Source organism: Lysinibacillus sp. A4 (assembly GCF_024919535.1).
Classification (GTDB): Bacteria; Bacillota; Bacilli; order Bacillales_A; family Planococcaceae; genus Lysinibacillus; species Lysinibacillus capsici.
In genome coordinates, this window is the sequence record NZ_JANWTB010000001.1 from 607,328 (window position 1) to 629,729 (window position 22,402).

The 22,402-nt window shown below is 39.3% G+C and carries 19 protein-coding genes; 4 read left to right on the plus strand and 15 right to left on the minus strand.

The window, feature by feature from the left end; genetic code table 11:
• Nucleotides 1-119: 119 nt before the first annotated feature.
• The 3 genes from NY607_RS03430 to NY607_RS03440 all read right to left on the minus strand — a co-directional run bounded on the left by NY607_RS03430 (nucleotide 120) and on the right by NY607_RS03440 (nucleotide 3,150).
• Nucleotides 120-2,387 carry a DEAD/DEAH box helicase gene (locus tag NY607_RS03430; protein WP_259419153.1) on the minus strand — a complete coding sequence of 756 codons (2,268 nt, stop codon included), beginning with the start codon at nucleotides 2,385-2,387 and terminating at the stop codon, nucleotides 120-122.
• Nucleotides 2,362-2,745 carry a YppE family protein gene (locus NY607_RS03435; protein WP_237900165.1) on the minus strand — a complete coding sequence of 128 codons (384 nt, stop codon included), beginning with the start codon at nucleotides 2,743-2,745 and terminating at the stop codon, nucleotides 2,362-2,364. Before NY607_RS03435 ends, NY607_RS03430 begins: the two co-directional genes overlap by 26 nt.
• A gap of 207 nt (nucleotides 2,746-2,952) precedes the next feature.
• Complete coding sequence (locus NY607_RS03440) at nucleotides 2,953-3,150, minus strand: hypothetical protein (RefSeq protein WP_004225568.1); 198 nt, start codon at nucleotides 3,148-3,150, stop codon at nucleotides 2,953-2,955.
• A 379-nt stretch (nucleotides 3,151-3,529) separates the two neighbouring features.
• Between NY607_RS03440 and recU the strand changes: the two genes are divergently transcribed.
• Complete coding sequence (gene recU, locus NY607_RS03445) at nucleotides 3,530-4,174, plus strand: Holliday junction resolvase RecU (RefSeq protein WP_004225567.1); 645 nt, start codon at nucleotides 3,530-3,532, stop codon at nucleotides 4,172-4,174.
• 2 nt (nucleotides 4,175-4,176) lie between these two features.
• Complete coding sequence (locus NY607_RS03450; protein ID WP_259419154.1) at nucleotides 4,177-6,840, plus strand: penicillin-binding protein 1A; 2,664 nt, start codon at nucleotides 4,177-4,179, stop codon at nucleotides 6,838-6,840.
• 183 nt (nucleotides 6,841-7,023) lie between these two features.
• On the opposite strand, the gene NY607_RS03455 is transcribed toward NY607_RS03450, so the two are convergent.
• From NY607_RS03455 to NY607_RS03485, 7 genes are all read right to left on the minus strand, one after another.
• Nucleotides 7,024-7,338: a YpoC family protein gene (locus NY607_RS03455; RefSeq protein ID WP_112117716.1), complete on the minus strand. Its 315-nt coding sequence runs from the start codon at nucleotides 7,336-7,338 to the stop codon at nucleotides 7,024-7,026.
• Complete coding sequence (gene nth / locus NY607_RS03460) at nucleotides 7,335-7,997, minus strand: endonuclease III (protein WP_048389975.1); 663 nt, start codon at nucleotides 7,995-7,997, stop codon at nucleotides 7,335-7,337. The genes NY607_RS03455 and nth overlap by 4 nt, the downstream gene beginning before the upstream one ends.
• A gap of 12 nt (nucleotides 7,998-8,009) precedes the next feature.
• On the minus strand, nucleotides 8,010-8,738 hold the full coding sequence (locus tag NY607_RS03465) for a DnaD domain-containing protein (protein ID WP_237900158.1): 729 nt from the start codon (nucleotides 8,736-8,738) through the stop codon (nucleotides 8,010-8,012).
• Between the two features lie 77 nt (nucleotides 8,739-8,815).
• Nucleotides 8,816-10,111, minus strand: coding sequence for an asparagine--tRNA ligase (gene asnS / locus NY607_RS03470; RefSeq protein WP_237900156.1), 1,296 nt, complete (start codon nucleotides 10,109-10,111; stop codon nucleotides 8,816-8,818).
• A gap of 28 nt (nucleotides 10,112-10,139) precedes the next feature.
• Nucleotides 10,140-11,333 carry a pyridoxal phosphate-dependent aminotransferase gene (locus NY607_RS03475; RefSeq protein ID WP_048389971.1) on the minus strand — a complete coding sequence of 398 codons (1,194 nt, stop codon included), beginning with the start codon at nucleotides 11,331-11,333 and terminating at the stop codon, nucleotides 10,140-10,142.
• Between the two features lie 16 nt (nucleotides 11,334-11,349).
• Nucleotides 11,350-11,832: a cell wall elongation regulator TseB-like domain-containing protein gene (locus NY607_RS03480; RefSeq protein WP_259419155.1), complete on the minus strand. Its 483-nt coding sequence runs from the start codon at nucleotides 11,830-11,832 to the stop codon at nucleotides 11,350-11,352.
• A 318-nt stretch (nucleotides 11,833-12,150) separates the two neighbouring features.
• Nucleotides 12,151-13,575, minus strand: coding sequence for a tetratricopeptide repeat-containing diguanylate cyclase (locus NY607_RS03485; protein WP_259419156.1), 1,425 nt, complete (start codon nucleotides 13,573-13,575; stop codon nucleotides 12,151-12,153).
• Between the two features lie 316 nt (nucleotides 13,576-13,891).
• On the opposite strand from NY607_RS03485, the gene NY607_RS03490 reads away from it, so the two are divergent.
• On the plus strand, nucleotides 13,892-15,745 hold the full coding sequence (locus NY607_RS03490) for a multicopper oxidase family protein (protein ID WP_396631591.1): 1,854 nt from the start codon (nucleotides 13,892-13,894) through the stop codon (nucleotides 15,743-15,745).
• Nucleotides 15,746-15,806: 61 nt separating this feature from the next.
• Here NY607_RS03490 and NY607_RS03495 read toward each other — a convergent pair whose 3' ends face one another.
• Both NY607_RS03495 and NY607_RS03500 read right to left on the minus strand, forming a co-directional pair.
• Nucleotides 15,807-17,057, minus strand: coding sequence for an MFS transporter (locus NY607_RS03495; RefSeq protein WP_259419157.1), 1,251 nt, complete (start codon nucleotides 17,055-17,057; stop codon nucleotides 15,807-15,809).
• 193 nt (nucleotides 17,058-17,250) lie between these two features.
• Nucleotides 17,251-18,132 (minus strand): LysR family transcriptional regulator, encoded by an 882-nt coding sequence (locus tag NY607_RS03500; RefSeq protein ID WP_131519727.1) that lies wholly within the window; start codon nucleotides 18,130-18,132, stop codon nucleotides 17,251-17,253.
• A 129-nt stretch (nucleotides 18,133-18,261) separates the two neighbouring features.
• Here NY607_RS03500 and NY607_RS03505 point away from each other — a divergent pair, with 129 nt between their 5' ends.
• On the plus strand, nucleotides 18,262-19,464 hold the full coding sequence (locus NY607_RS03505; protein WP_131519726.1) for an MFS transporter: 1,203 nt from the start codon (nucleotides 18,262-18,264) through the stop codon (nucleotides 19,462-19,464).
• A 108-nt stretch (nucleotides 19,465-19,572) separates the two neighbouring features.
• On the opposite strand, the gene NY607_RS03510 is transcribed toward NY607_RS03505, so the two are convergent.
• The 3 genes from NY607_RS03510 to arcC all read right to left on the minus strand — a co-directional run bounded on the left by NY607_RS03510 (nucleotide 19,573) and on the right by arcC (nucleotide 22,400).
• Entirely contained in the window at nucleotides 19,573-20,808 is a 1,236-nt protein-coding gene (locus tag NY607_RS03510) for a Zn-dependent hydrolase (RefSeq protein WP_131519725.1), read from the minus strand.
• A gap of 169 nt (nucleotides 20,809-20,977) precedes the next feature.
• Nucleotides 20,978-21,436, minus strand: a complete 459-nt coding sequence (locus tag NY607_RS03515) for a nucleoside deaminase (RefSeq protein ID WP_054550759.1) — start codon at nucleotides 21,434-21,436, stop codon at nucleotides 20,978-20,980.
• A gap of 13 nt (nucleotides 21,437-21,449) precedes the next feature.
• Nucleotides 21,450-22,400: a carbamate kinase gene (gene arcC / locus NY607_RS03520; RefSeq protein ID WP_048389956.1), complete on the minus strand. Its 951-nt coding sequence runs from the start codon at nucleotides 22,398-22,400 to the stop codon at nucleotides 21,450-21,452.
• Nucleotides 22,401-22,402 lie beyond the last annotated feature (2 nt).

Genomic DNA, 22,402 nt, shown 5'->3' on the forward strand with positions numbered 1-22,402 from the left:
CTTGCAAGAGTAACATGATTGTTAACCTCATTCAAAATATTCTTCGTTGAAAATTGACTTACCTTGAATACAAACAAAGAGGGTGAAAGAACAAATTGACGTTCCTCACCCTCAGTTTACTATGCCATTAATTGTTGCAGTAATTTAGCTACCTTTCCTTTTGTTTGAAGCAATGATTCTTGTGCCCCAATACAGGAAGGACAGCCCGATTCGCATGCACAATTTGTAACATGCTCATATGTTTTCATGATTAGCTCTTCCCATAGTTCATATACCTTTTCACTTAAGCCGATGCCACCTGGATACTTATCATAGACAAAAAACGTTGGCCGCTCATTATGTGTGGCCTTCACCTGTGGTACAACGGCCACATCACTACTATCACATTGAATAAACAAAGGAATGAAGGCATTCATCGCGTAGGCTACCCCAGTCATAGCATCTGTTAGCTCTTCCTCTGTCCATTTATCTGGTGCTGTAAACGATAGCCACGAAGCACTTGTATGCATTTCATCAGGTGGTAAATGTATAGGTCCTGAGCCAATATTGTCATGTGTGCCAAAGCGTATTTTCTTGAAAATCGTCGCTTGTGCAACTAAGCCAACATCGCCAAAGCAGATTGTACCACCTGCGTATGAACGGTTACGATCTTCCTCTAAAACTTTCATTTCAACTGCTAGATTGGCATCTGTATAGTAATCTACATCTACTTCACGCACATAGGCTTTCTTTTCCTCCCAGTCAAGCTTCTCTACTTGGAACTGAATGCCTTGGTGCAAGTAAATGGCTTCTTCATGCAAGAGTGTCATGGCACTATGACGATCCATTTCACCAATCACCTTTGTCTGTGCAGGAATGGTAAGATCAATAATGACTACATTTTCTTGTGACGCTGAACGTAAGCTAATATCATGCGCCGGGAAACGATCACTCATCCAATGCCATTTATCACTCGTCTTAAAAACTACCCCTTCTTCTGCTAAATACTCCAGCAATTCTTGTATGTCATATTCTCCATACGTATCGCCTGTTGAAAAAGGTAGCTCGAAGGCAGCACATTTCAAATGATCCATTAAAATCAGCATATTTTCTGGATAAATACGTGCTTCCTCTGGGGTACTGCCTAGTAAAAATAGTGGATGATTGACTACATACTGGTCCAATGCGGAAGATTGCGCAACATAAATAATCAATGCCTCATCCTGACGTCTCCCTGCACGTCCTGCTTGCTGCCAAGCACTCGCAATATTTCCTGGGTAACCTGTCATAATACATGCTTGTAATTGACCAATATCGACACCTAATTCTAATGCATTGGTGCTAACTACTGTTTGGATTGTCCCATCACGTAAGCCTTTTTCGATGACACGTCGTTCAGATGACAGATACCCACCTCGATAGCCACGTACAGATTCATCGAGCAGCTTATTACGTGTAAGTTCCTTTAAATAGGTTACAATCATTTCTACTCGTACCCTACTTTTGGCAAAAATAATGGTTTGAATGCCAGCCGTGTACAACCTCTTAGCTAAATCACTTACCTCTAATACAGCACTTCTACGCACGCCAAATGTTTTATGAATAATCGGCGGATTGTAAAAAAGAAAGGTTTTCTTACCAACTGGAGCACCCGAATCAGCAATGAGCATGTGTGATTCATTCGTTAGTAGCTCAGCAAGCTCTTTAGGATTTTTTATGGTAGCCGATGTACAAATAAACGCTGGTTTACTCCCATAAAATTCACAAATTCTTTTTAATCTCCGAATAACATGCGCCACATGGGAACCAAACACACCTTTGTATGTATGCAATTCATCAATCACAATATATTGTAGATTCTCAAAAAGTGAAACCCATTTTGTATGATGCGGCAAAATCCCCGAATGAAGCATATCAGGATTCGTCATCACGATATGCCCTGCCTTACGAACCTTTTGGCGAATGCCTGGAGCCGTATCTCCATCATAGGTATAGCTTAAAATCTCCTCACCGCTTTGCTCAATGAGCTCATTCAAATCATTTTTCTGGTCCTGTGCCAGTGCCTTTGTTGGAAATAAATAAATGGCACGTGCATTTTTATCCTCCATTATTTTTTGTAGCACTGGCAGATGATAGCAATAGGATTTACCTGAAGCAGTTGGCGTAACCGCTGTAAAAGATGTACCACTCTGTGCCAAATCAAATGCCTCTCGCTGATGTGTATAAAGCTGCTCAATCCCTCTTGTCTGTAAGGCTTTCACTAAAGAAGGATGTAAATTCCTAGGAAATGGTGCATAGTTAGCTGGACGCCCCTCTAATGTTTGCCAATGCAGGATACGCTCTTTAAGTTCTTCATCATATCTCCACTCATGTAAAAGCTCACTAATCGTTCGTTTCTTCGATAACATCCTTTTCTCCCTCCTTAACTAATCGTTCAAATATTTTCAAAGTATAGGAAGTAGAATGTATGGCATCTAAAAAGCGTTTTTTACTTGTTTCTTTATAAAAAGATTGCACAACAAATTGCTCCATCGATTCAACGACTGAAGCAATTTGTTGCGTATGCATGTATTTCGGTCGATTTTTTTGAATCCATTTATTGGCTTCTTGCTGCCATTCCTTCAAAAGTTGATGGATTTCATCTGCATGTGGCTTTACCTCTTGAAAAAAATCAGGTGTTCGATCTTCCTCACGCATTTGCCAAAAACGTGAAACGCACTGATCACATTCATCTATTAATTTGGATGTTTGCTGGATAACTAACAATTTTGCACCTCATCTCTCAACAATTACACATAGCAAATATATTTCGGAGTGACGGCATATACATGGAAAGTATGTCTTGTCCAGTACGTCAGCTATGGAAATATCACTGTTTATGACAGCTATTTACCACACCTTTGTGGAAAATAATGTATCAATCTTCATGCTATTGCGTTAGTTCAATTGCTTATGAGATAAGTGTACCAAAGTCTATGATTTTTCACTACTAATAGGCGAACAAGCATTCTTTACTTGCCAGTTCTTTTCTGCTAAGCTTACTTTCTGGCTAACCGCTTTAAGTTGCATAAAAAAATGCAAACTATGAGCATTGTTTTCCAGTGACACTCTCGTGAAAAGTAATTGATTGACCAGATCTAACTGCGCAACTAATTGTTCTAACTTGTTCAAAATAACGCCTCCTTTGCTTTACTTTAGTATTCCTCGTATGTATAGAATTACCTTCATGCGTGACAAAATAAGCGTAAGTTAGCTGAAAGAAGAAGATTTTCGATAAATTTTTAATAGTGAACCTCTGACAAAAAAAATCGTCATGAATGAAAGGTCACTGTGTGAGTATATTTTCATCCCAATGACCTATTTAAATTTATCAGTTATTTTGACGATTCTAGTAATAATAAAGCTGGCGATTTTTCGACGCAAATTATTCATACTTACCATTTGTTTTCTACTATTCTAGTAACAATTTCATGAATGATGGAGGTAGAGAACAGCTATTAAAACATGGTAAACTAGGGATAGAAAAGCAGTAAGGTAAAGGGTGAGCTTAATGACAATTCGTTATCCAAACGGGAAATTGTATACCCCAAATGCTTCTGTACAGAAAACAGAAAAAAAGAGCAAAAACAAAGATTTATCTTTTAGTAATCGGGGGAAGACGCTAGAAGATGAAATTAATGAAGCAAACGACTATTATATAAAAAGGCGACTTGCTATCATTCACAAGAAACCTGTTCCTGTGCAAATCGTCAAAGTAGAGTACCCTTCACGAAGTGCTGCTGTCATTCGTGAAGCTTATTTTCGAACACCCTCTACAACCGACTACAATGGTGTTTGGAAAGGGCATTATATCGATTTTGATGCAAAGGAAACGGCTTCCAAAACAAGTTTCCCCTTAAAAAATATTCATGAGCATCAAATGACACATATGCAGCAAGTGACGGAACAAAATGGTGTGGCTTTTATTATCGTTCGTTTTTCGGCTTTTGAACGATATTTTATTGTGCCATACAAAGTTTTACAAAAGGCCTGGCAAGCAATGGAAAATGGCAATCGTAAATCGATACCCTTTTCGATCATCGAAGAAGAGGCATATGAAATTCCTACGAGCTATTATCCGCGTATCGATTATTTACCCATCATCCAACAATTGATTGATGCAAAATGCTACGGGTCTGAAAGTGAGGAGAAATAAGAATGACTGAACGTCGTCGAACACGTGGAGAGCATCAAAAAGCTCTCGCTGAAAAAAATAAAAATAAAAAAACCAAACCAGCCTCATCCGCTAAGTCATGGTTTAAACGCATTTTCTTAACAATCTTAGCCATCGGTGTAGCTGGCTTAATTGGAGGAGCTGCATTATTTGCCTTCTATGCAAGCACGGCTCCAGAGCTCGATGAAGAATTACTGAAAGATCCTGTTTCTTCAGAGTTCTACGATAAAAACGGTGAATTATTTGCAACAATCGGTGCTGAAAACCGTAAATATATAAAATATGAAGATATACCTGAAGATATGATCAATGCTATTCTGGCTACAGAAGATGTACGCTTTTTTGAGCATCATGGTATGGATTTTTATCGCCTAGGTGGTGCAATCCTAGCAAACTTCCGTGATGGCTTTGGTGCGCAAGGTGCATCGACTTTAACACAGCAAGTAGTCAAAAACTCATTTTTACAAAACGAGAAGAAATTAAAGCGTAAAGCACAGGAAGCATGGCTTGCCTTCCAATTAGAGCGTAAGTATACGAAAGAAGAAATTTTTGAAATGTACTTCAACAAAATGCTTATGTCAGGTCGTATCTATGGCTTCGGCACAGCCTCACAATACTTCTATGGTAAAGAATTAAAAGATTTAACTTTAGATGAAGAAGCACTATTAGCAGGGCTAGTGCAACGACCAAATGCATATAATCCATTAAAAAACCCTGAGCTTGCAAAAAAACGACGTAATACCGTTTTAGGATTAATGTATCAACACGGAAAAATTTCTAAAGCCGAAATGGAAGAAGCCAAAAAAGCAGAAGTTCAATCAGGTTTAGCGGATGATGCAACACGCCAATCATTTGCAGGTTCCAAATATGATGCCTTCCTGGATATTGTTATTAATGAATTAGAAAATAATGGTGACGGTTCGGCAATGGCAGAAGGAATCAAAGTCTATACGACGCTTGATCCAAATGCTCAACAAGTTGTAGAAAATGTGATGAATGATGATAGTAATTTCCCAACTGAAGATATTCAGTCAGGTGTGGCGGTCGTTGATACAAAAACAGGTGCCATTCAAGCCGTTGGTGGCGGTCGTAAATATGGTGCAGAACGTGGCTGGAATTATGCCGAGGACTTAACAAATAATCAACCAGGTTCCACAATGAAACCGTTAGTTGACTATGGGCCAGCAATTGAATATTTAAAATGGTCTACAGGTCAAACACTTGTCGACGAACCAATGAACTATACAGGTACAAAGCAAACAATCACAAACTGGGATGGCAGATATATGGGTGCCATGACTGCACGTAAAGCATTATATGCTTCACGGAACGTTCCAGCTGTCAAAGCATTACAGGAGGTTGGCACAGAAAAAGCCAAGGAATTTGTTGGACGTTTAGGAATTGAAACAGAAAACCTCTATGAGTCCGATGCAATTGGCGGTGGTGCTATTACTATCTCTCCTATTCAAATGGCAGCTTCCTATGCTGCTTTCGGTAATAACGGGGTCTATACAGATCCACATTCGATTACAAAAATTGTCTATCGAGATGGTAAAACGTCTAAAAACTATACACCTGAGTCTAAAGTGGCTATGAATGATTATACGGCTTACATGGTAACAGACATGCTACGTGATGTAGTCGGCAATAAGCCTGATGCCTCAGGAACTGCAGCCAATGTGCCTGGCTTAGATATCGCAGGTAAAACAGGTACAACTAACTATTCAGCAGAAGACTTTAATAAATATAATTTACCGAATACGAGTGTGCCAGATTCATGGTTTGCTGGTTACACAACTAACTATTCCATCGCTATATGGAGTGGCTATGAAAAACACTTTGATCCAATTACAACGTGGGAAGAACGTCGATTACCACAAAACTTATTTAAGACGATTATGCAAGAAATTTCAGCGAATGTTGAGACAGCTAGCTTCAAAAAGCCAAGTACTGTTGTAGAAGCAACGGTGGAAGTAGGCTCTAAACCTTTAAGATTGGCAAGTGACTATACACCTAGCGAACTACGTCAAACAGAGTTATTCGTTCGCGGGACTGAACCAACAGAGGTTTCTGAGGTCTATGAGGCGCCAGAGCTATCTACACCTTATAATGTTTCAGCAAACTTAGATTTAGGAGCACAGTCGATCAATATTTCTTGGGAACATGATGCCATCCTAAATCCAGAAACCGATGAACCATTACCAACTTCATTTGAAGTTTCTGCCACACGTGAAGGTGGAGAAACGGTTGTCCTTGGCACAGCAGACACGAAAGGCCTAACTGTTGCTAACACACTTGAAGATGGTAACTATACAATCTCTGTCGTAGCCATTGTAGATGGCACACGCAGTGAGCCTGGGACAACTACCTTCCAGATCACAAGTACCCCTGAGGAAGATTTGGAAACGGAAGATCCAGATGAACCAGATATTGATTTACCGATTGATCCTGGTCAAGAGGATAATGATCAAGGTAATAACAATAATGGCAATGGTGACAACGGTAATAACAATAATAATAATGGTAATAACGGGCATGGAAATGGCAATGGCAATGGTGGAAACAATGGCAATAATGATGGAAATCAGCAGCCAACACCTCCTACCGAGCCTACCAACCCAAATGAAGAAGACCAAAGCTCAGAATAAAGAAAAAACCGAGAAGCAGTTCATTCACTGCTTCTCGGTTTTTTTATTGATGAAGGGCTCTGAGGAGGCTATCCGTCAGTTTTGACGGTCTATCCTTCACTCTACAAGGTCTATCCGCCACTTTTCGCGGTCTATCCTTCACTTTACATGTCCTATCCACTTTTTATACTCTAGCCATCCACTCTAACTTTTACTAGCTTGAATCCGCAGTCGTGCTGTGCGCTTTTTCGTTTCTTTAAATAGCTCATCTAGTTGACGATAGCATGCATATTGACCTGGCTTAGCTTTAATAAAGGCTAATCGCTCAATCCCATTAATCGGTAGCACTTCATCTCCTGCAGCTTGCACAAGTTGTTCAAATAGCTCGATGGCATCTTCCATTAGCCCTTTTGCCAGTCCATTTCTTGCATCATGTGCTGTATGGATAGCGGCTTGTAGTGAAGTCCATTGGGCAAACCATGCATCTACTTTTTCTTTTGCAATGGCTTCGCTATTCATGCTTCCTTCACCATGCCTTTCTTTAAACGCTTTTGCCCTTCACGACAATCGTCGAGTAAAGGGCAAGTACCACATCCAGGATTTTGGGCCTTACAATGATAACGCCCAAAGAAAATTAATTGGTGATGCGTTTTTGACCATTTGTCCATTGGCGTTTTCTTCATAATCGTTTCTTCCACTTCAAGCACCGAATCTTTCCATCGACAGAGCCCTAGGCGTTTGGATACTCGCTCCACATGGGTATCCACTGCAAGTGCTGGAATATCGAAGGCTACTGAAAGCACAACATTGGCCGTTTTTCGTCCTACACCTGGTAATGTCACCAATGCTTCACGTGTTGCAGGGATTTCGCCACCGTACTCATCTAGTAAACGTTGACATAGAGCCTGAATATTCTTCGCCTTATTGCGATAAAGGCCAATAGAGCGAATATCCTGTTGCAATTCCTCTATAGAAACAGCTAAATAATCTTCTGGTGTTTTATATTTTTGAAATAAGGTTTTCGTTACTTTATTGACTAGTACATCTGTACATTGTGCAGATAATAATGTGGCAATCGTTAGCTCAAAAGCATTATCATGGACGAGCTCACAATGTGCGTCGGGAAACATTCGATCCATTTCTTCTAGACAATGCTCCCACTGTTTTTTCGTTAACAAACTGGATGCCCCCTATTCTCTTTCTTCCAACCAATTATAAAAAGGAACTCTACCCGTTGACTGCGTTTCTTGTTGAATTGTTCGAGCTGGTGCTCTGTTAAATGTCTGTTTCTCACGGAACTGTTCACTTTGCTTTTGTGCGGCTTGTGGTGTCGTAATATTTTTCTTTTTCCATTCTAATAAAATGCGATCAATATAGCGAATACTCAATTTCCCAGCAAAGACAGCCTCCTTTAGCGCCTCTTTGATGAGTGCGGGACTATGCTTGTCCTCATCAAGCCAGCATCCAATTTTTTCAAGTTCTAAAGGAGATAAAAGACGCCCCATTTCCTCTTCAAAAAGACGGAATATCTCCCCTTCTTCTTGCTGAAGTGTCACTGCCGTTTGTTGCTGCTCTTTCATATCAATCATCTGTAAAATGCGCTCCCATAGCGGGTATACGGAATACTTTTCATATAGCTTGCCACCCGCGTCGACATCTCGTGTTATTTCAAGAAAACCCTTCTGCATTAATCGCTGTAAACGGGATGTGATGTCATTATCAGACATTGTGAGACGATTTTTTAGATCATTAGGTGTTGGGAAGTCATTCTCCTCCATATGAAAGGCCAATAAGTGCATGACAATCAGTGCTTCTTCATCCTCCATGTTTAACTCCTTATAAAACTGAAAAAAAAGCTGTGGAATGGGAATCATTCTCTGCTCAGTCCATGTACGGAGTCGATGATTATTTACGTTCATTATTCTCCAGACTCCTTCTTTAAGTAAGTAGAAAAGCCGCGTAGATAGTTCACTACGCGACTTTTAAATTGATTAGCTTATGGATATAAGCGGTTTAGTAAACGTGGGAATGGAATTGTTTCACGGATATGTTCTGTGCCTGAAATCCATGCTACAGTTCGCTCTAACCCTAGACCAAAACCTGAATGTGGGACAGAGCCATGTTTGCGAAGCTCTAAATACCAAGCATAGGCATCTAATGATAGGTTATGCTCTTCCAGACGTGATTTTAATAAATCGTAGTCATGGATTCGCTCTGAACCACCAATAATTTCTCCGTAACCCTCTGGTGCAATTAAATCAGCACATAATACAACATCATCACGTTCTGGGTGTGGTTGCATATAGAACGGTTTAATGCCTACTGGGTAACAAGTAATAAATACTGGTTTGTCAAATGAATTCGCAATCGCTGTTTCATGAGGCGCACCAAAATCATCGCCCCACTCAATATCGTCGAAGCCTTGTTCGTGTAAAAGCTTAATCGCATCATCATAAGAAATTCGAGGGAATGGCGCTTTAATGTTTTCAAGTGTTGATGTATCACGGCCAAGTCGCTCAAGATCTAATTTGCAGTTTGCAAGTACAGATTGTACGATGTGCGCTACATATTGCTCTTGTACTTCTAAATTTTCTTCAAATTCTACGAATGCCATTTCAGGCTCAATCATCCAAAACTCAATTAAATGACGACGAGTCTTAGATTTTTCAGCACGGAAAGTTGGACCGAATGAGAAGACTTTTCCTAAAGCCATCGCAGCAGCTTCCATGTAAAGCTGACCAGATTGAGATAGATACGCATCTTCATCAAAATATTTTGTATGGAACAGCTCTGAAGTACCTTCAGGCGCAGAACCTGTTAAAATTGGTGGGTCCATTTTTGTAAAACCGTTGTTGTTGAAAAATTCGTATGTAGCGCGAATAATTTCATTACGAATTTTCATAATGGCATGTTGTTTACGAGAGCGCAGCCATAAATGACGGTTATCCATTAAAAATTCTGGACCATGTTCTTTTGGTGTGATTGGGAAATCTGTTGCTGCATGTAGTACCTCGATACCAGTTATAGCAAGCTCACAGCCAAAGCTTGAGCGTTCGTCAGCTTTCACCTCACCAATCACATACATAGAAGTCTCTTGCGTCATCCCTTTTGCCGTAGCAAAAATTTCTTCGCCTACTTCTTCTTTCACTACAACGCCCTGTACAAAGCCAGAGCCATCACGTAGCTGTAAGAACGCGATTTTTCCGCTTGAACGTTTATTGGCTAACCAAGCGCCAATTTTGACTGTTTCACCGATATGCTGTGGCATATCTTTAATCATAATTTTTTTCATAGAAATCCTCCAAAGTTGACTAGAAGGATTAGTCTTGCCATTTTGATTTTACGAATGTATCAATACGACGGACTGCCTCTTCTAATAAGTCTAAAGATGTAGCATAAGATAATCGCATAGTAGTTGGTGTACCGAAGCCAGAGCCTGGAATCACTGCTACGTTTGCTTCTGTTAAAATATCCGCAGCAAATGCATCTACTGAATCATAGCCAGTGTGAGCCATAGCTTCTGCTACGTCTGGTAATAGGTAGAATGCACCCTGTGGCTTTAATACATGGAAGCCAGGAATAGCACTTAACTGTGGGTAAATTTTTTCAAGACGAGATTCAAATGCCTGACGCATTTCCTCTACCGCATCCTGAGAGCCATTATACGCCTCCACAGTTGCATATTGTGCTGTTGTTGTCGCATTAGATGTTGAGTGTGATGCAAGGTCAGTCATTGCTTTAATAATGTCTGTGTCACCTGCAGCATATCCAATACGCCAGCCTGTCATAGAGTGAGATTTTGCCACACCATTAACAACGATTGTACGTGCTTTCACTGCATCAGAAAGTTGTGCAATTGAAAAATGCTCAATACCATTGTATACAAGCTTCTCATAAATTTCATCTGACACGATTAAAATATCTTTTTCTTCTGCAACAGCAGCAAGTTCTGCAAGCTCTTCACGAGAATAAATCATGCCTGATGGGTTACTAGGAGAATTAATAATCACTGCTTTTGTCTTGTCTGTCACAGCTGCTCTCAGTTGATCCGCTGTAATTTTATAGCTTTGTTCACGTGTACCTTCAACATAAACTGGTACGCCGCCAGCTAATTTCACTTGTTCTGGATAAGACACCCAATAAGGGATTGGAATAATAACCTCGTCGCCTTCATTTAAAATCACTTGGAATAGCGTGTATAAAATATGCTTTGCCCCTACACCAACAATGATTTCATTTGGCTGATAGGTAAGGTTATTATCACGTTGAAGCTTATCAATAATGGCTTTTTTCAGAACTGGAAGTCCGCCAGCGGGTGTATATTTTGTATACCCTTTTTCCATTGAGTCAATGGCAGCATTTAAAATATTTTGAGGTGTATTAAAGTCTGGTTCACCAGCTCCAAGACCAATCACATCAATACCTTGCTCTTTCAATGCTTTTGCTTTTGCAGTAATCGCTAATGTTGAAGATGGTGTTAAAGTTTTTACACGTGTTGCTAATAAATTTTTCATTCGGGATCTACTCCTCTTATAAATTCGTAATGCGCTTCCACCAGTCGCCATCCTTAAACAGAATATAGACATAGTTGAGCTGGTCGTGGTCGTTCAGATATGTAATTTCCCAAACTGCGCCAGGCTCCTCATAGCCTAATTTCATGTGGAGGACTTTTTGTACATTTCCTTCATTTTTAAAAACCGATAATGCTTGCTTTTCCGTAATACCATCTTCTAATATCACTTCCTGAATGGAATCCTTGTCTAGATTCGTCGGAACAAAGACAGCTTTTTTATCACCGTATTCGTCTACCCCGAACACAGTAACATACGAATGTTTGCCATTATATGTGTAGGACTCCGATACAATTGCGAGGGCTTTGGCATCGAGTGCCAACTGTTCAGCCTGCTCTTCAATTGAACGGAACGGAGCCTCGGCTTTCCAGAGTACTAAAATACTAATGACAAGTGACAACGAAACAATAAAGACAGAAATGAAAATTAACCAGTTTTTCATCTATTCACCTTATGTTTCACATCGAGCTGTTTTGGCATAACACATAGCTGATGCATGTGTGTGTCTACAACTGTGTAACCATTCATTTTGCTTTCCATTTTGTCAACCTGCTTTCTTTCCTCATACCACAACATTATACAACAATTTTGTGCTGTCGTGTTTCTTAATTTCATATATTGTACGTTGCTAGAACAACGTTTTCAAATGATGACTACAGTAAATTTCATTTCACCTCATAGAAGCCTCGTTTTGGGCATAAAAAACATGGTCCTATCACAAGAAAAATTCCTATTTAACTATGTAAATAGGAACCTGTCATTATGATAATTCGTATAGCACACAGCTCGCACGGCCATTCGCCTTTGCTTGGTATAAACAGCTATCTGCTTGCTCAAATAGCTCCTTGTATTGATAGTTTTTCTGATTATTCACACAAGCACCCATACTGACCCTTAAGGGATAACTTTGCTGTTCCTGTTTGAGCTTTAGTGAGAGCAAATAGGCATGTGTGTTATGGACCAATGTTTTGATATAGTCCTTCTGAGAATGCCTAAAACAAAGGATGAATTCATCTCCGCCATAACGAATAATTTCTACATCTTCATCCTGTAAAAAATCCTTCAAGCTGTTAGCTAAAAGCTGTAAAATCATATCTCCAAATAAATGACCATGCGTGTCGTTAAATAGTTTAAAATAATCGACATCCAAAACCGTAATACATACATAGGATTGCGTTATTTCGGCTGCATTGAGCCATTCCTGTAGCTCATAGTCTAAAAAATGTCGATTTAAAACGCCTGTTAATGGATCATAATGTGCTTTTTTCTCAAGCTTTTCCTTTTGACGCTTAAATTCCAAGTTCATTACTTGTTGTAATAAATTTGCAACACTCATTTTTTCCGAGAGATCAATATATTCACGCTGTACATCAAAAATTTCATCTCGCCAATCCAATTGATACAATACATTTAACAGTAAGCGCATCACTTTTTTTGTAATTGGCTTATCTCCATAAGATCGGGCAAGATCGATGGCTTGTTTATAATAAAATACAGCTTCTTCAAGCTTTTGCTGTTTTTCAAATAAAAAACCGTAGCCAAACAATGCCGCTACTTTTTCTCGTTTATGATGATGAATAATAGTAGAGGATAACGTACTGTCCAGCAATGCCTTCCCCTCTTTAAAATCCCCTTCTAAAATATATACATCTGCTAAATTATTATTAATACGAATATCATGTAATTTTGCTAGATCAGGCATTGTTCTAGCAAGAGATTTATTATATTCCCTAGCTAATAGCCCTGCTTGAAGTGCTTCCTTTGTACAGCCCTTCTCTACCTCTAAATAGCACAGATTATTATGACAGCGAACAAGCATGACAGGATCTTGTAGCTCCTGTGCATAGGCGATAGATTTTTTCGTCATCTCCACCGTTTTTTCACGGATGCCAACTAAATCATAGATTAATGACATTACTAAATGATAATGCATTAAATCTTTTGTCGTACCATAATTTTGACAAATGGCCTCATAATCATGAATAAGATTAACCATGCTTAATGTGTCACCTAAAGAATGATGAACTAATATTTTTTGATAGTACAAATCCATGACATATGGATAGTTATTGCTCTCTAATGCGACTAAAAGACCTTGATCAGCAAGCTTTAGTGCTTTCGTTAAATACCCCTTTGTGCGCATCTCCATTATCGTTTTATTTAATTCTTCTAATGTTAATTCCACCGTTTCACCACTTCTCCATACCCCATATCATCCAGTTTACTTTGTGCTTTCTCAATTATAAGACATATGTATTCACTTCGTCCGCCTTTTTCGTATGATACCAACTATTACCTACAACGCAAAAATCTTTTGTGATGATTGTTTTAAAATCTTACATCTGTTTGCTTGAAAGTGAATCATCTTATCCCATCATAATATGTAGGTAAATTTTTTATGTCTTTACACATTTTTCTCCATTTTTGTCCTCGTTACCTGTTGTTTTTACCCATATGATGAGTTAATTAGCTTTTTTAGTATTGAAAAGGGACGTGATGTTGTGAGTATGCAAATTAACCCTTCTGATCCAGCAACGATTCCAAAATTTGTAGATGAACTTCCAAAACCAATGATTGCTAAACCAAAATACAGCAGAGGGCAACAAAAGAATGATTATTACGAATTGGTCATGATGGAGGGCCAGCATCGTTTTCATAAGCATTTTCCAAACTCATTAATTTGGGGCTACAATGGGCTTTACCCAGGGCCAACCATAGAAGCTTCTAAAGATAAAACTATCTATGTGAAATACAAAAACCAGCTGCCCTTACAGCACTTTTTACCAGTAGATTTTACACTTCATGCTGCAAACGATTCACAAGAAGTAAGAACAGTTACGCACTTACATGGTGCCAATGTGGATTGGCAGAGTGATGGCCATCCTGAAGCATGGTACACAAGAGACTATCGGCATACTGGTCCAAAATTTAATAAGGAAATACATGAATATACGAATCATCAACCTGGCACTACCATGTGGTATCATGACCATGCCATGGCTTTAACACGTTTAAATGTATATGCAGGATTAGCAGGCTTTTATTTACTGAGGGATGCCCTTGAGGAACGCTCTAATTTACCCTGTGGAGACTATGAATATCCGATTTTAATTCAAGATAAAACGTTTAATGAGGATGGCTCATTGTTTTATCCTGACGAACCACCCTTTCCCGTGCCTGTTCATCCCTCTATCACACCAGGCTTTGTTGGCAATACGATAGTGGTTAACGGAAAACTATGGCCTTTTTTAGATGTTGAGCCACGTAAATATAGATTTCGTTTACTAAATGGCTCTAATCGACGAGGCTATGTCATCAGTCTTTCCAATGATCAACCAATGTTTCAAATTGGTACAGATGGCGGTTTCTTATCAGCACCACAACTTATCCAATCTGTCGAGTTGCTGCCAGCTGAACGCACGGATGTCATTATCGATTTTTCAAGCTGTGCTGGACAGGAGATTACCTTACTTAATACTGATACCGATTTCAGTGATGAACACACAAACGTGATTATGCAGTTTCGAGTAACTTTACCTTTGAAATGTGAAGATACAAGTGAGATTCCAGAAAGACTTGCCGTTTCTATGGATTTACATCCACACCATGCACATATTGAAAGACAACTACCATTGACGGCGACTACCGATGAGTTTGGTCGACCTATGTTGCTGTTAAATGATCGTATGTACCATGATCCAGCAACGGAAAAACCTTCTTTAGATAGTGTGGAAATCTGGAGCTTTATTAATGCTACACCCTTTATCCATCCTATTCACCTGCACCTCATTCAATTTAAAATTCTGGAACGAAGGCCGTTTGATTTAGAAATCTATCAAAATGAAGGCATCGTACAATTTACAGGGCCGCCTGAAGAACCAAGAGACTATGAGCGAGGTTGGAAGGACACGGTGAAGGCTGACGCTGGAAAGGTAACAAAAATTATTATGCATTGGAAAGATCATGTCGGGAATTATATGTGGCATTGTCATTTCCTTGAGCATGAGGATCATGATATGATGCGACCCATTCTCGTTATGAAAGACGTCCATGCTGTTCAGCAGCCTCATGCAGCAGTAGAACATCCTGGAACACATCAAGAATCAACAGCTCCCACAAATCCTACAAATCCTACAAGTACTACCCATCATAGTGAATCTTCAGCACCACTATTCAATGAGGTAGAACACTCACAACTTGAGGAAGAAAAGGTAGTCTCACCTCAAGAAGAAGAATCCATTACTATTCATATAGGAGATAATACACAACATATGCCAACGCTACTGTTTCCACCCCTTCCTACCAATACTCCTACGAGCAGGCATAGGCCTCGTCAAAGAACCCGAAGATTTTAGCTAAGTATCGCTTTACAAAGAAAACTACCAATGAAAAGGTGGTTTTCTTTGTTCTAGCAATTTATTTGACCTCCAATCGCCATATTCTTTTCGTTACGAAAGCTAATAATAATACACATACAGAGATTATAAAGACTGGTATATAGATGTTGGCTTGAAAGAACTCAAATAGCAACCCATACCCCATCTGCCCAAGTGGTGCCATACACTGTGATACTGCCATCATAATTGCCATAACCTTCCCTAATTGTTCATTTGGTGTTTCTTTTTGCACAAGGGTCATTACGTAAATGGAGATGATCGTCATCATCATCGCAATGATAAGAGCACAACCAATAAATAAGCTATACGAGGGATAATAGCCAATTTGAAGGGCGCGAGGGAGCACAGACATAGCCATGGGAATTACCAAAAAGGCTGACATCAATACCCAAATATAGAGTGTGTGAATACGCAGCTTTTTTGCAAAGTACCCCATCGTTAACGCGCCTAAAATCGTCGCAAAATCAATAATCCCCATTCCTATTCCATACCATGTATCACTACTGTTCATCGTGACACGAAGAATAATAGGCACACCAACGATAAAAAGTGGAGTCAATAGTAAATTCAATAAAGCAGCAAGTAGCGTACATTTTAAAATAAAAGTTTGCTTCACCACATAAGTAAAACCTTCTTTCATGTCTTTGATTAAGGTCGGCATCAAATGACCATCATAGCTACGTTTTACAAATGGGATTGTCATAAACATTTCTATAATAGCCGTAAAGAAAAATAATAAGCCACTTACTATGACGAGAAGTTTGAGGCCAAGCATTCCATATAGTATCCCCCCTAGCACAGGTGCTGTCACTCCTGCTAATGCCTGGACCCCATTGACGATCCCATTAGCCTGCTCAAGCTTTTGTTCGCTAACTAATAGCGGAATACTAGCCATTACAGCTGGCGTGTACATGGCACTAATGAATGAAAGAAGCACCATAACCAACCCAATCCATAGCACAGAATGATTGTCTGTTAGTAATACAATAAAAAAAATCAATACAATGCCACTACTGATAAAATCAAATAGGACCATTAAATTTCGCCGATTAAAACGATCTGCTATAGCGCCACCAAATGGTGTAAGTAAAACAGGAAGGCTTGAAATAGCGAAAAGCACAGCAAAAAGATCTGCCCGTCCTGTTATATCTAAAACAAAAAGTGAAAGAGCAAATCTTAAAAGCGCAGAGCCTAAAATAGAAATAATCTGCCCAGCTACCATAATGATAAAATCTTTCGAAAAGCCTTTTTCTTTGACTAGCATTTCCATATAAAAAACACCCCTTATTATTTTTAGACCGACAGTCGGTCATTTAATATGTTAAAAAATTGTAGGCACAAGTTGAGGCTTTACAAGCTTCTAGGACTTGCCCTACAAATTAGACTGACTGTCGGTTTATAAATAGTATATGTGAACTCCCCAAAAAAAGGAACATATTTTTATATCTTCCTTTTTGTTAACCCTATTTACTTTTAAAGTAATGTTTAATTTGCTCAATCATAGCAGTAGTTGCCTGACTAACATAGCGATCTACACGGAAAATAATGGATAGGCTTCGGCTTGGAGCACCATTTGAAATTCGTATACTACACAAACTAGGATCATTCATTTGTTGGAGCAAAGGATAGGGTTGCACCGTTACACCAATATTGGCTCGAACGAGATTCATAATGGACGTGACAGAGCTTGTTTCAAGAATAGAATGAATGTGAAAACCATGCTTTTTTACAGCCTCTTCTACTATCTCTCTACCAAGAAAACCTCCAGGATACATCACCATAGGAAGGCCCTCTAATTCAGCAATTGGGATCACTGTTTGCTGTGCCAATGGATGCTCCTTTGAAACGGTCAGTACATATTCCTCTCTACATAAAGGAATAATGACCAATCGATCATCTGATTCTACATTCGTCCCAATACCGATATCCACTTCATTTTCGAGAACCTGCCGCATAATATCGATGGAAGCAAGTATCTTTAATTTTACCTTTGGAAATTTTTGATGGAAATCAATAACAAGCTGTGTAATCCGATAATCAAGATCAGATGGCATGATGCCAATACTTATTTGTCCCCCTTGTAGCCCCTGTAAATCTTTAATCGAATCTTTGACATTTTGTAATGTATTAAATACCTCTGTTGTATAGCTAAACAAAAGAGAGCCTGCCTCAGTCACAACAATTTTTTTGCCAATACGATCGAACAATGGCATTCCTAGCTCATCCTCCAGCACACGTATTTGCTGGCTTAACGTTGGCTGAGAGATGCCAAGTTTCTCAGCAGCTTTTGTAAAATGTAGCTCCTCATAGACTGCCATAAAATAATGCAGATGCCGTATTTCCACATAGATCACGCCCTATCATAGTTTCTAACTATCATTGTAATAGTAATAATAGTATTGTTCAATCATTCTAATTCAGATAGACTTCAATTTAGGCTTACTATTTATTTGATAGGACGGAGAGGAAAGACAATGAATATAAAACACAAAATTGTACCAATTATTGCCATTATTTTAGCTTCTTTTAATTTACGGCCTGTCATTACTTCGGTGTCCCCCTTATTAGGAACTATTCGCCAGACTTTACATATGAGTGCAGCTACTGCTAGTTTGCTAACTTCTTTAGCTGTGCTATGTATGGGCTTATTTGCACCTTTCGCAATCAAACTAGCTAATCGTTGGAGCATCGAGCGAACTATCGCTTACGCTCTTATTCTTATTGGATTAGCAACAGCTACCAGATATTTTGCTAATACTGCCTGGATCATGCTAGTAACAGCCTTGTTATCAGGCATTGGCATTGCCATCGTAGGACCACTGTTATCGGGCTATATTAAGGAGAAATTTGCGAACCCTTCCCGTGTAGTTGGGATTTACTCGCTAGCACTTGTAGTAGGAGCTGCACTTGGCTCTGGGCTTTCTATTCCATTAAGCAATTTTTTTCATTCATGGCAAGCTTCTTCTGCCTCCTGGGCTATTCTTGCTTTACTCGCTTTATTCTTTTGGTGGAAGCCAATCGAACAAAAAGCAGTTACTGCTTCAGTCACAGATTTACCTAGTAAGAGCAACAGTGTGAAGCAAATGTTAATGAATCAAAAGGCTTGGCTTTTAACAGGCTTTTTTGGGTTAATGGCCTTCATGTTTTATACCATCATGGCTTGGTTACCTCCCATCGCAGAAAATTTAGGTTATAGCAAACACGACGCTGGAATGATGCTGACACTATTAACAATTGCCCAAATGCCAGCTACATTTTTAGTGCCTATATTAAATAACCGTTTTCAGCATCGAGCCGTATGGCTAGTAGGTAGTTCATCATTAGAATTAATTGGTTTATTGATGCTACTGTTTTCTTATAATCCTTGGCTGAGCAGTATTCTGATTGGCCTTGGTGCAGGTGGGCTTTTCTCATTAGGACTAACATTACCAATTGATGAGGCCAAAGATATTCACGAGGCTAGCTTCTTAGCTGCTATGACACAATCAGTTGGCTTTGTATTTGCTGCATTGGGCCCCTTCTTTGTCGGTCTTGTTCGAGATTTCACAGGCAATTTTACAACTGCTATTATTGGCATGATCATCATCGTCCTTGTGATGATTCTGATTCAACTAAAAATTGGAAACCAAAAGCAACCGCAAATGCATCATATTCACATGAAAAAGACGACTTTCTAACAAGGAAGGTCGTCTTTTAATGATGGAATCGATTTTGTGCATTTGTTGTATTGCCTTCACGGGATGACACTGGACATACATGTAGCGTCTTCAACTGATGATTGCTAATTAGCTGACTGAAGCATATCTTAGCACAACTGCCTCTAAAACATCGATTCCTATTAATATATCTTCAAGCTCCGTATGTTCATCTGGATGGTGACTTAAACCATCCACCGAAGGAATAAAAATAAGGCCAACTGGTCCGAGCCTTGTCATATTCATAGAATCGTGACCTGCTCCACTTTGCATATATTGATAGGATAGTTTTTTCTCTACACAAATTGTTTCTAAATCTTGCATTAGCTTTGGAGAAAGCAGGACAGGATCCTCTGAGCTAATGACATTGTATGCAATCGCAAGCTGCCTCTTTTGTTGAACGTTTGCAATAACCGTATAAAAATGCTGAAGCACACGTTCTCTCGATTCCACAGAGGATGATCGGATATCTACAGTTAACTCCACTTCACCTGGAACTACGTTCATCGAGCCTGCCACAACCTCTAGTATTCCAACAGTTGCCACAGTGCCAAACTCCTGCTCTGCTATTGCCGCTTTTTCTAATTCTAATGCCAATTCGGATGCTCCTAAAAGAGCGTCCTTTCTCATATTCATTGGAGTCGTGCCTGAATGGGACGCTTTTCCATTTAACTTCATTAATAAGCGAACTGGTGCTGCTACCCCTGTGACAATACCAATTTTCTTTTCATAGTTAATTAGCAGTGGTCCCTGTTCAATATGCAATTCGAAAAAGGCATGGAATCCTTCCTCTACTCTTGTCGCTTGATCAACACTACTAAAATCAAGTCCACAATGAGCAAAAGCCTGCTCCATCGTCATACCATCTCGATCGACTAAATGGCGATATTTTTCTTTATCAATTAATCCTGCCATTGCTTTACTGCCTACTGTTGACACACCAAATCTTGAAGACTCCTCACAGGCAAAGGCGATAATTTCAATTGGATGCTCTGTCACAATAGATCGCTCGTTTAATCGCTTGATGACCTCAAGGGCAGCGGTTACCCCTACAACGCCATCATATTTACCGCCTTGATAGACAGTATCTAAATGAGATCCCATGACAACAGGCTGCAATCCTGGCACACTGCCTTCTCTTCGAGCAATAAGATTTCCACAATGGTCAATATGAATTTGAAGATTTTCATCTTTACATAAACGAATAAAGGCATGTAAACAAGCCTGTTCTTCATTCGTATAGGCAACTCTCGTAATCCCTTTTTCGCCTGAATTATATTGATTCATTTTATCTAGTAATTGTTGATAACGTTCTTTATAGATCATGTAAACAGCTCCTTTTGAAGAATTACGAAGATGAAAATCAGACCAAATGTACGCTTGTATAGTATCTATTTTACACCTTTTTGGTTGAAAATTAGAAAAGGGATTCTCCATAACGAGATCCCTACTCTAATTCACTGGAAAGACTTAAGCAGTATATGACTGCTCTAATCTATTTACTATTAGCCATTTTGTCATTGAAATGATGGAACAATGCATCACATTCTTCAGTCGTTTCAATTTTTTGCATGTTCAGGACACTTTTATCTTTACCCGTTAAGTAATCACGTAGATGCATATCAGAGAAGCCATGTACATGAGCATCTTCTGCTGTATTACAATAATGAACTTCTTTAATACCCGACCAAATAATAGCGCCCACACACATTGGACATGGTTCGCAAGTAGCGTAGATGACACAATCGGATAAATCCATTGTGCCAAGCTTTTTAGAGGCTTCACGAATGGCTACTATTTCTGCATGTGCAGTGATGTCTGTATCACGCATCATTGTATTGCCAACAACAGCGATGATTTCATCACCTCTTACAATGGTTGCACCAAATGGTCCACCAATATTTTGATCGATGCCTTCTTTTGTTTTGTCAACAGCTAGTTGAATATAATCCATACCGTGTTTCCTCCTAGTTAATAATATGAGTACCAGCCTGATTATTGATCGCTTCTTTCAGGCTTTCAGGGTTTGTAATAATTACTCGATGACCACCATTTTCTAAGAAGCTTAAGCTTGCTTCGATTTTTGGTAGCATACTTCCTGGCGGGAACTGATTATCTTGAACATGCTGCTTTGTTTCCTCAACAGTAATTTCTTCAAGTGCTTGTTGTTCAGGTTTTCCAAAGTTAATAAACACACGCGGAACACCCGTTGTAATAATTAATGAATCCGCATTTACTTGTGCCGCTAATAGACTTGTTGCAAAGTCTTTGTCAATGACTGCATCTACACCCTCATAGACATTGTTTTCTTTTTTCACAACTGGAATTCCACCACCGCCTACAGCGATCACGACATAATCATTATCAATTAATGATTTAATCGCCTCTTTTTCAACGATATCGATTGGTTTTGGTGAAGGCACAACGCGACGGTAGCCACGGCCAGAATCCTCTACCATTTTCCAATCTGGATGCTCTACTAGCATCGCCTCCGCTTGCTCCTTTGTAAAGAATGAACCAACTGGCTTTGTAGGGTTAATAAAGTTGGGATCATGTTCATTGATTTCAACTTGTGTAATCACACTGACTACCTTTTTATTAATTTGACGTTTAGTCAGTTCATTAATTAATGCTTGTTGAATTAAATAGCCAATTCCACCTTGTGTGTCAGCCACACAGTTTACTAACGGAATTGCTGGCATGCCTGATACTTCATTAGCAATTTCACTTCTTTGTAAAGTGAAACCAACTTGTGGACCATTGCCGTGTGTGACAACCACTTTATAACCTTCCTGAATCATATCCGCGATATGCTCGACAGTTTGAGCAACTGCCTCTTGCTGACTTTGAATAGATTCACTTCCACTATCTTTTACCAACGAGTTACCGCCGATTGCTACAATTACTAATTTATTCACAA

Coding starts and splice junctions, on each gene's coding strand:
- NY607_RS03430 (WP_259419153.1), bottom strand. CDS start 2,387: ATGTTATCGAAGAAACGAACGATTAGTGAGCTTTTACATGAGTGGAGA.
- recU (WP_004225567.1), top strand. CDS start 3,530: ATGACAATTCGTTATCCAAACGGGAAATTGTATACCCCAAATGCTTCT.
- NY607_RS03450 (WP_259419154.1), top strand. CDS start 4,177: ATGACTGAACGTCGTCGAACACGTGGAGAGCATCAAAAAGCTCTCGCT.
- NY607_RS03455 (WP_112117716.1), bottom strand. CDS start 7,338: ATGAATAGCGAAGCCATTGCAAAAGAAAAAGTAGATGCATGGTTTGCC.
- NY607_RS03465 (WP_237900158.1), bottom strand. CDS start 8,738: ATGAACGTAAATAATCATCGACTCCGTACATGGACTGAGCAGAGAATG.
- asnS (WP_237900156.1), bottom strand. CDS start 10,111: ATGAAAAAAATTATGATTAAAGATATGCCACAGCATATCGGTGAAACA.
- NY607_RS03475 (WP_048389971.1), bottom strand. CDS start 11,333: ATGAAAAATTTATTAGCAACACGTGTAAAAACTTTAACACCATCTTCA.
- NY607_RS03480 (WP_259419155.1), bottom strand. CDS start 11,832: ATGAAAAACTGGTTAATTTTCATTTCTGTCTTTATTGTTTCGTTGTCA.
- NY607_RS03495 (WP_259419157.1), bottom strand. CDS start 17,057: ATGGAAATGCTAGTCAAAGAAAAAGGCTTTTCGAAAGATTTTATCATT.
- NY607_RS03505 (WP_131519726.1), top strand. CDS start 18,262: ATGAATATAAAACACAAAATTGTACCAATTATTGCCATTATTTTAGCT.
- NY607_RS03510 (WP_131519725.1), bottom strand. CDS start 20,808: ATGATCTATAAAGAACGTTATCAACAATTACTAGATAAAATGAATCAA.
- NY607_RS03515 (WP_054550759.1), bottom strand. CDS start 21,436: ATGGATTATATTCAACTAGCTGTTGACAAAACAAAAGAAGGCATCGAT.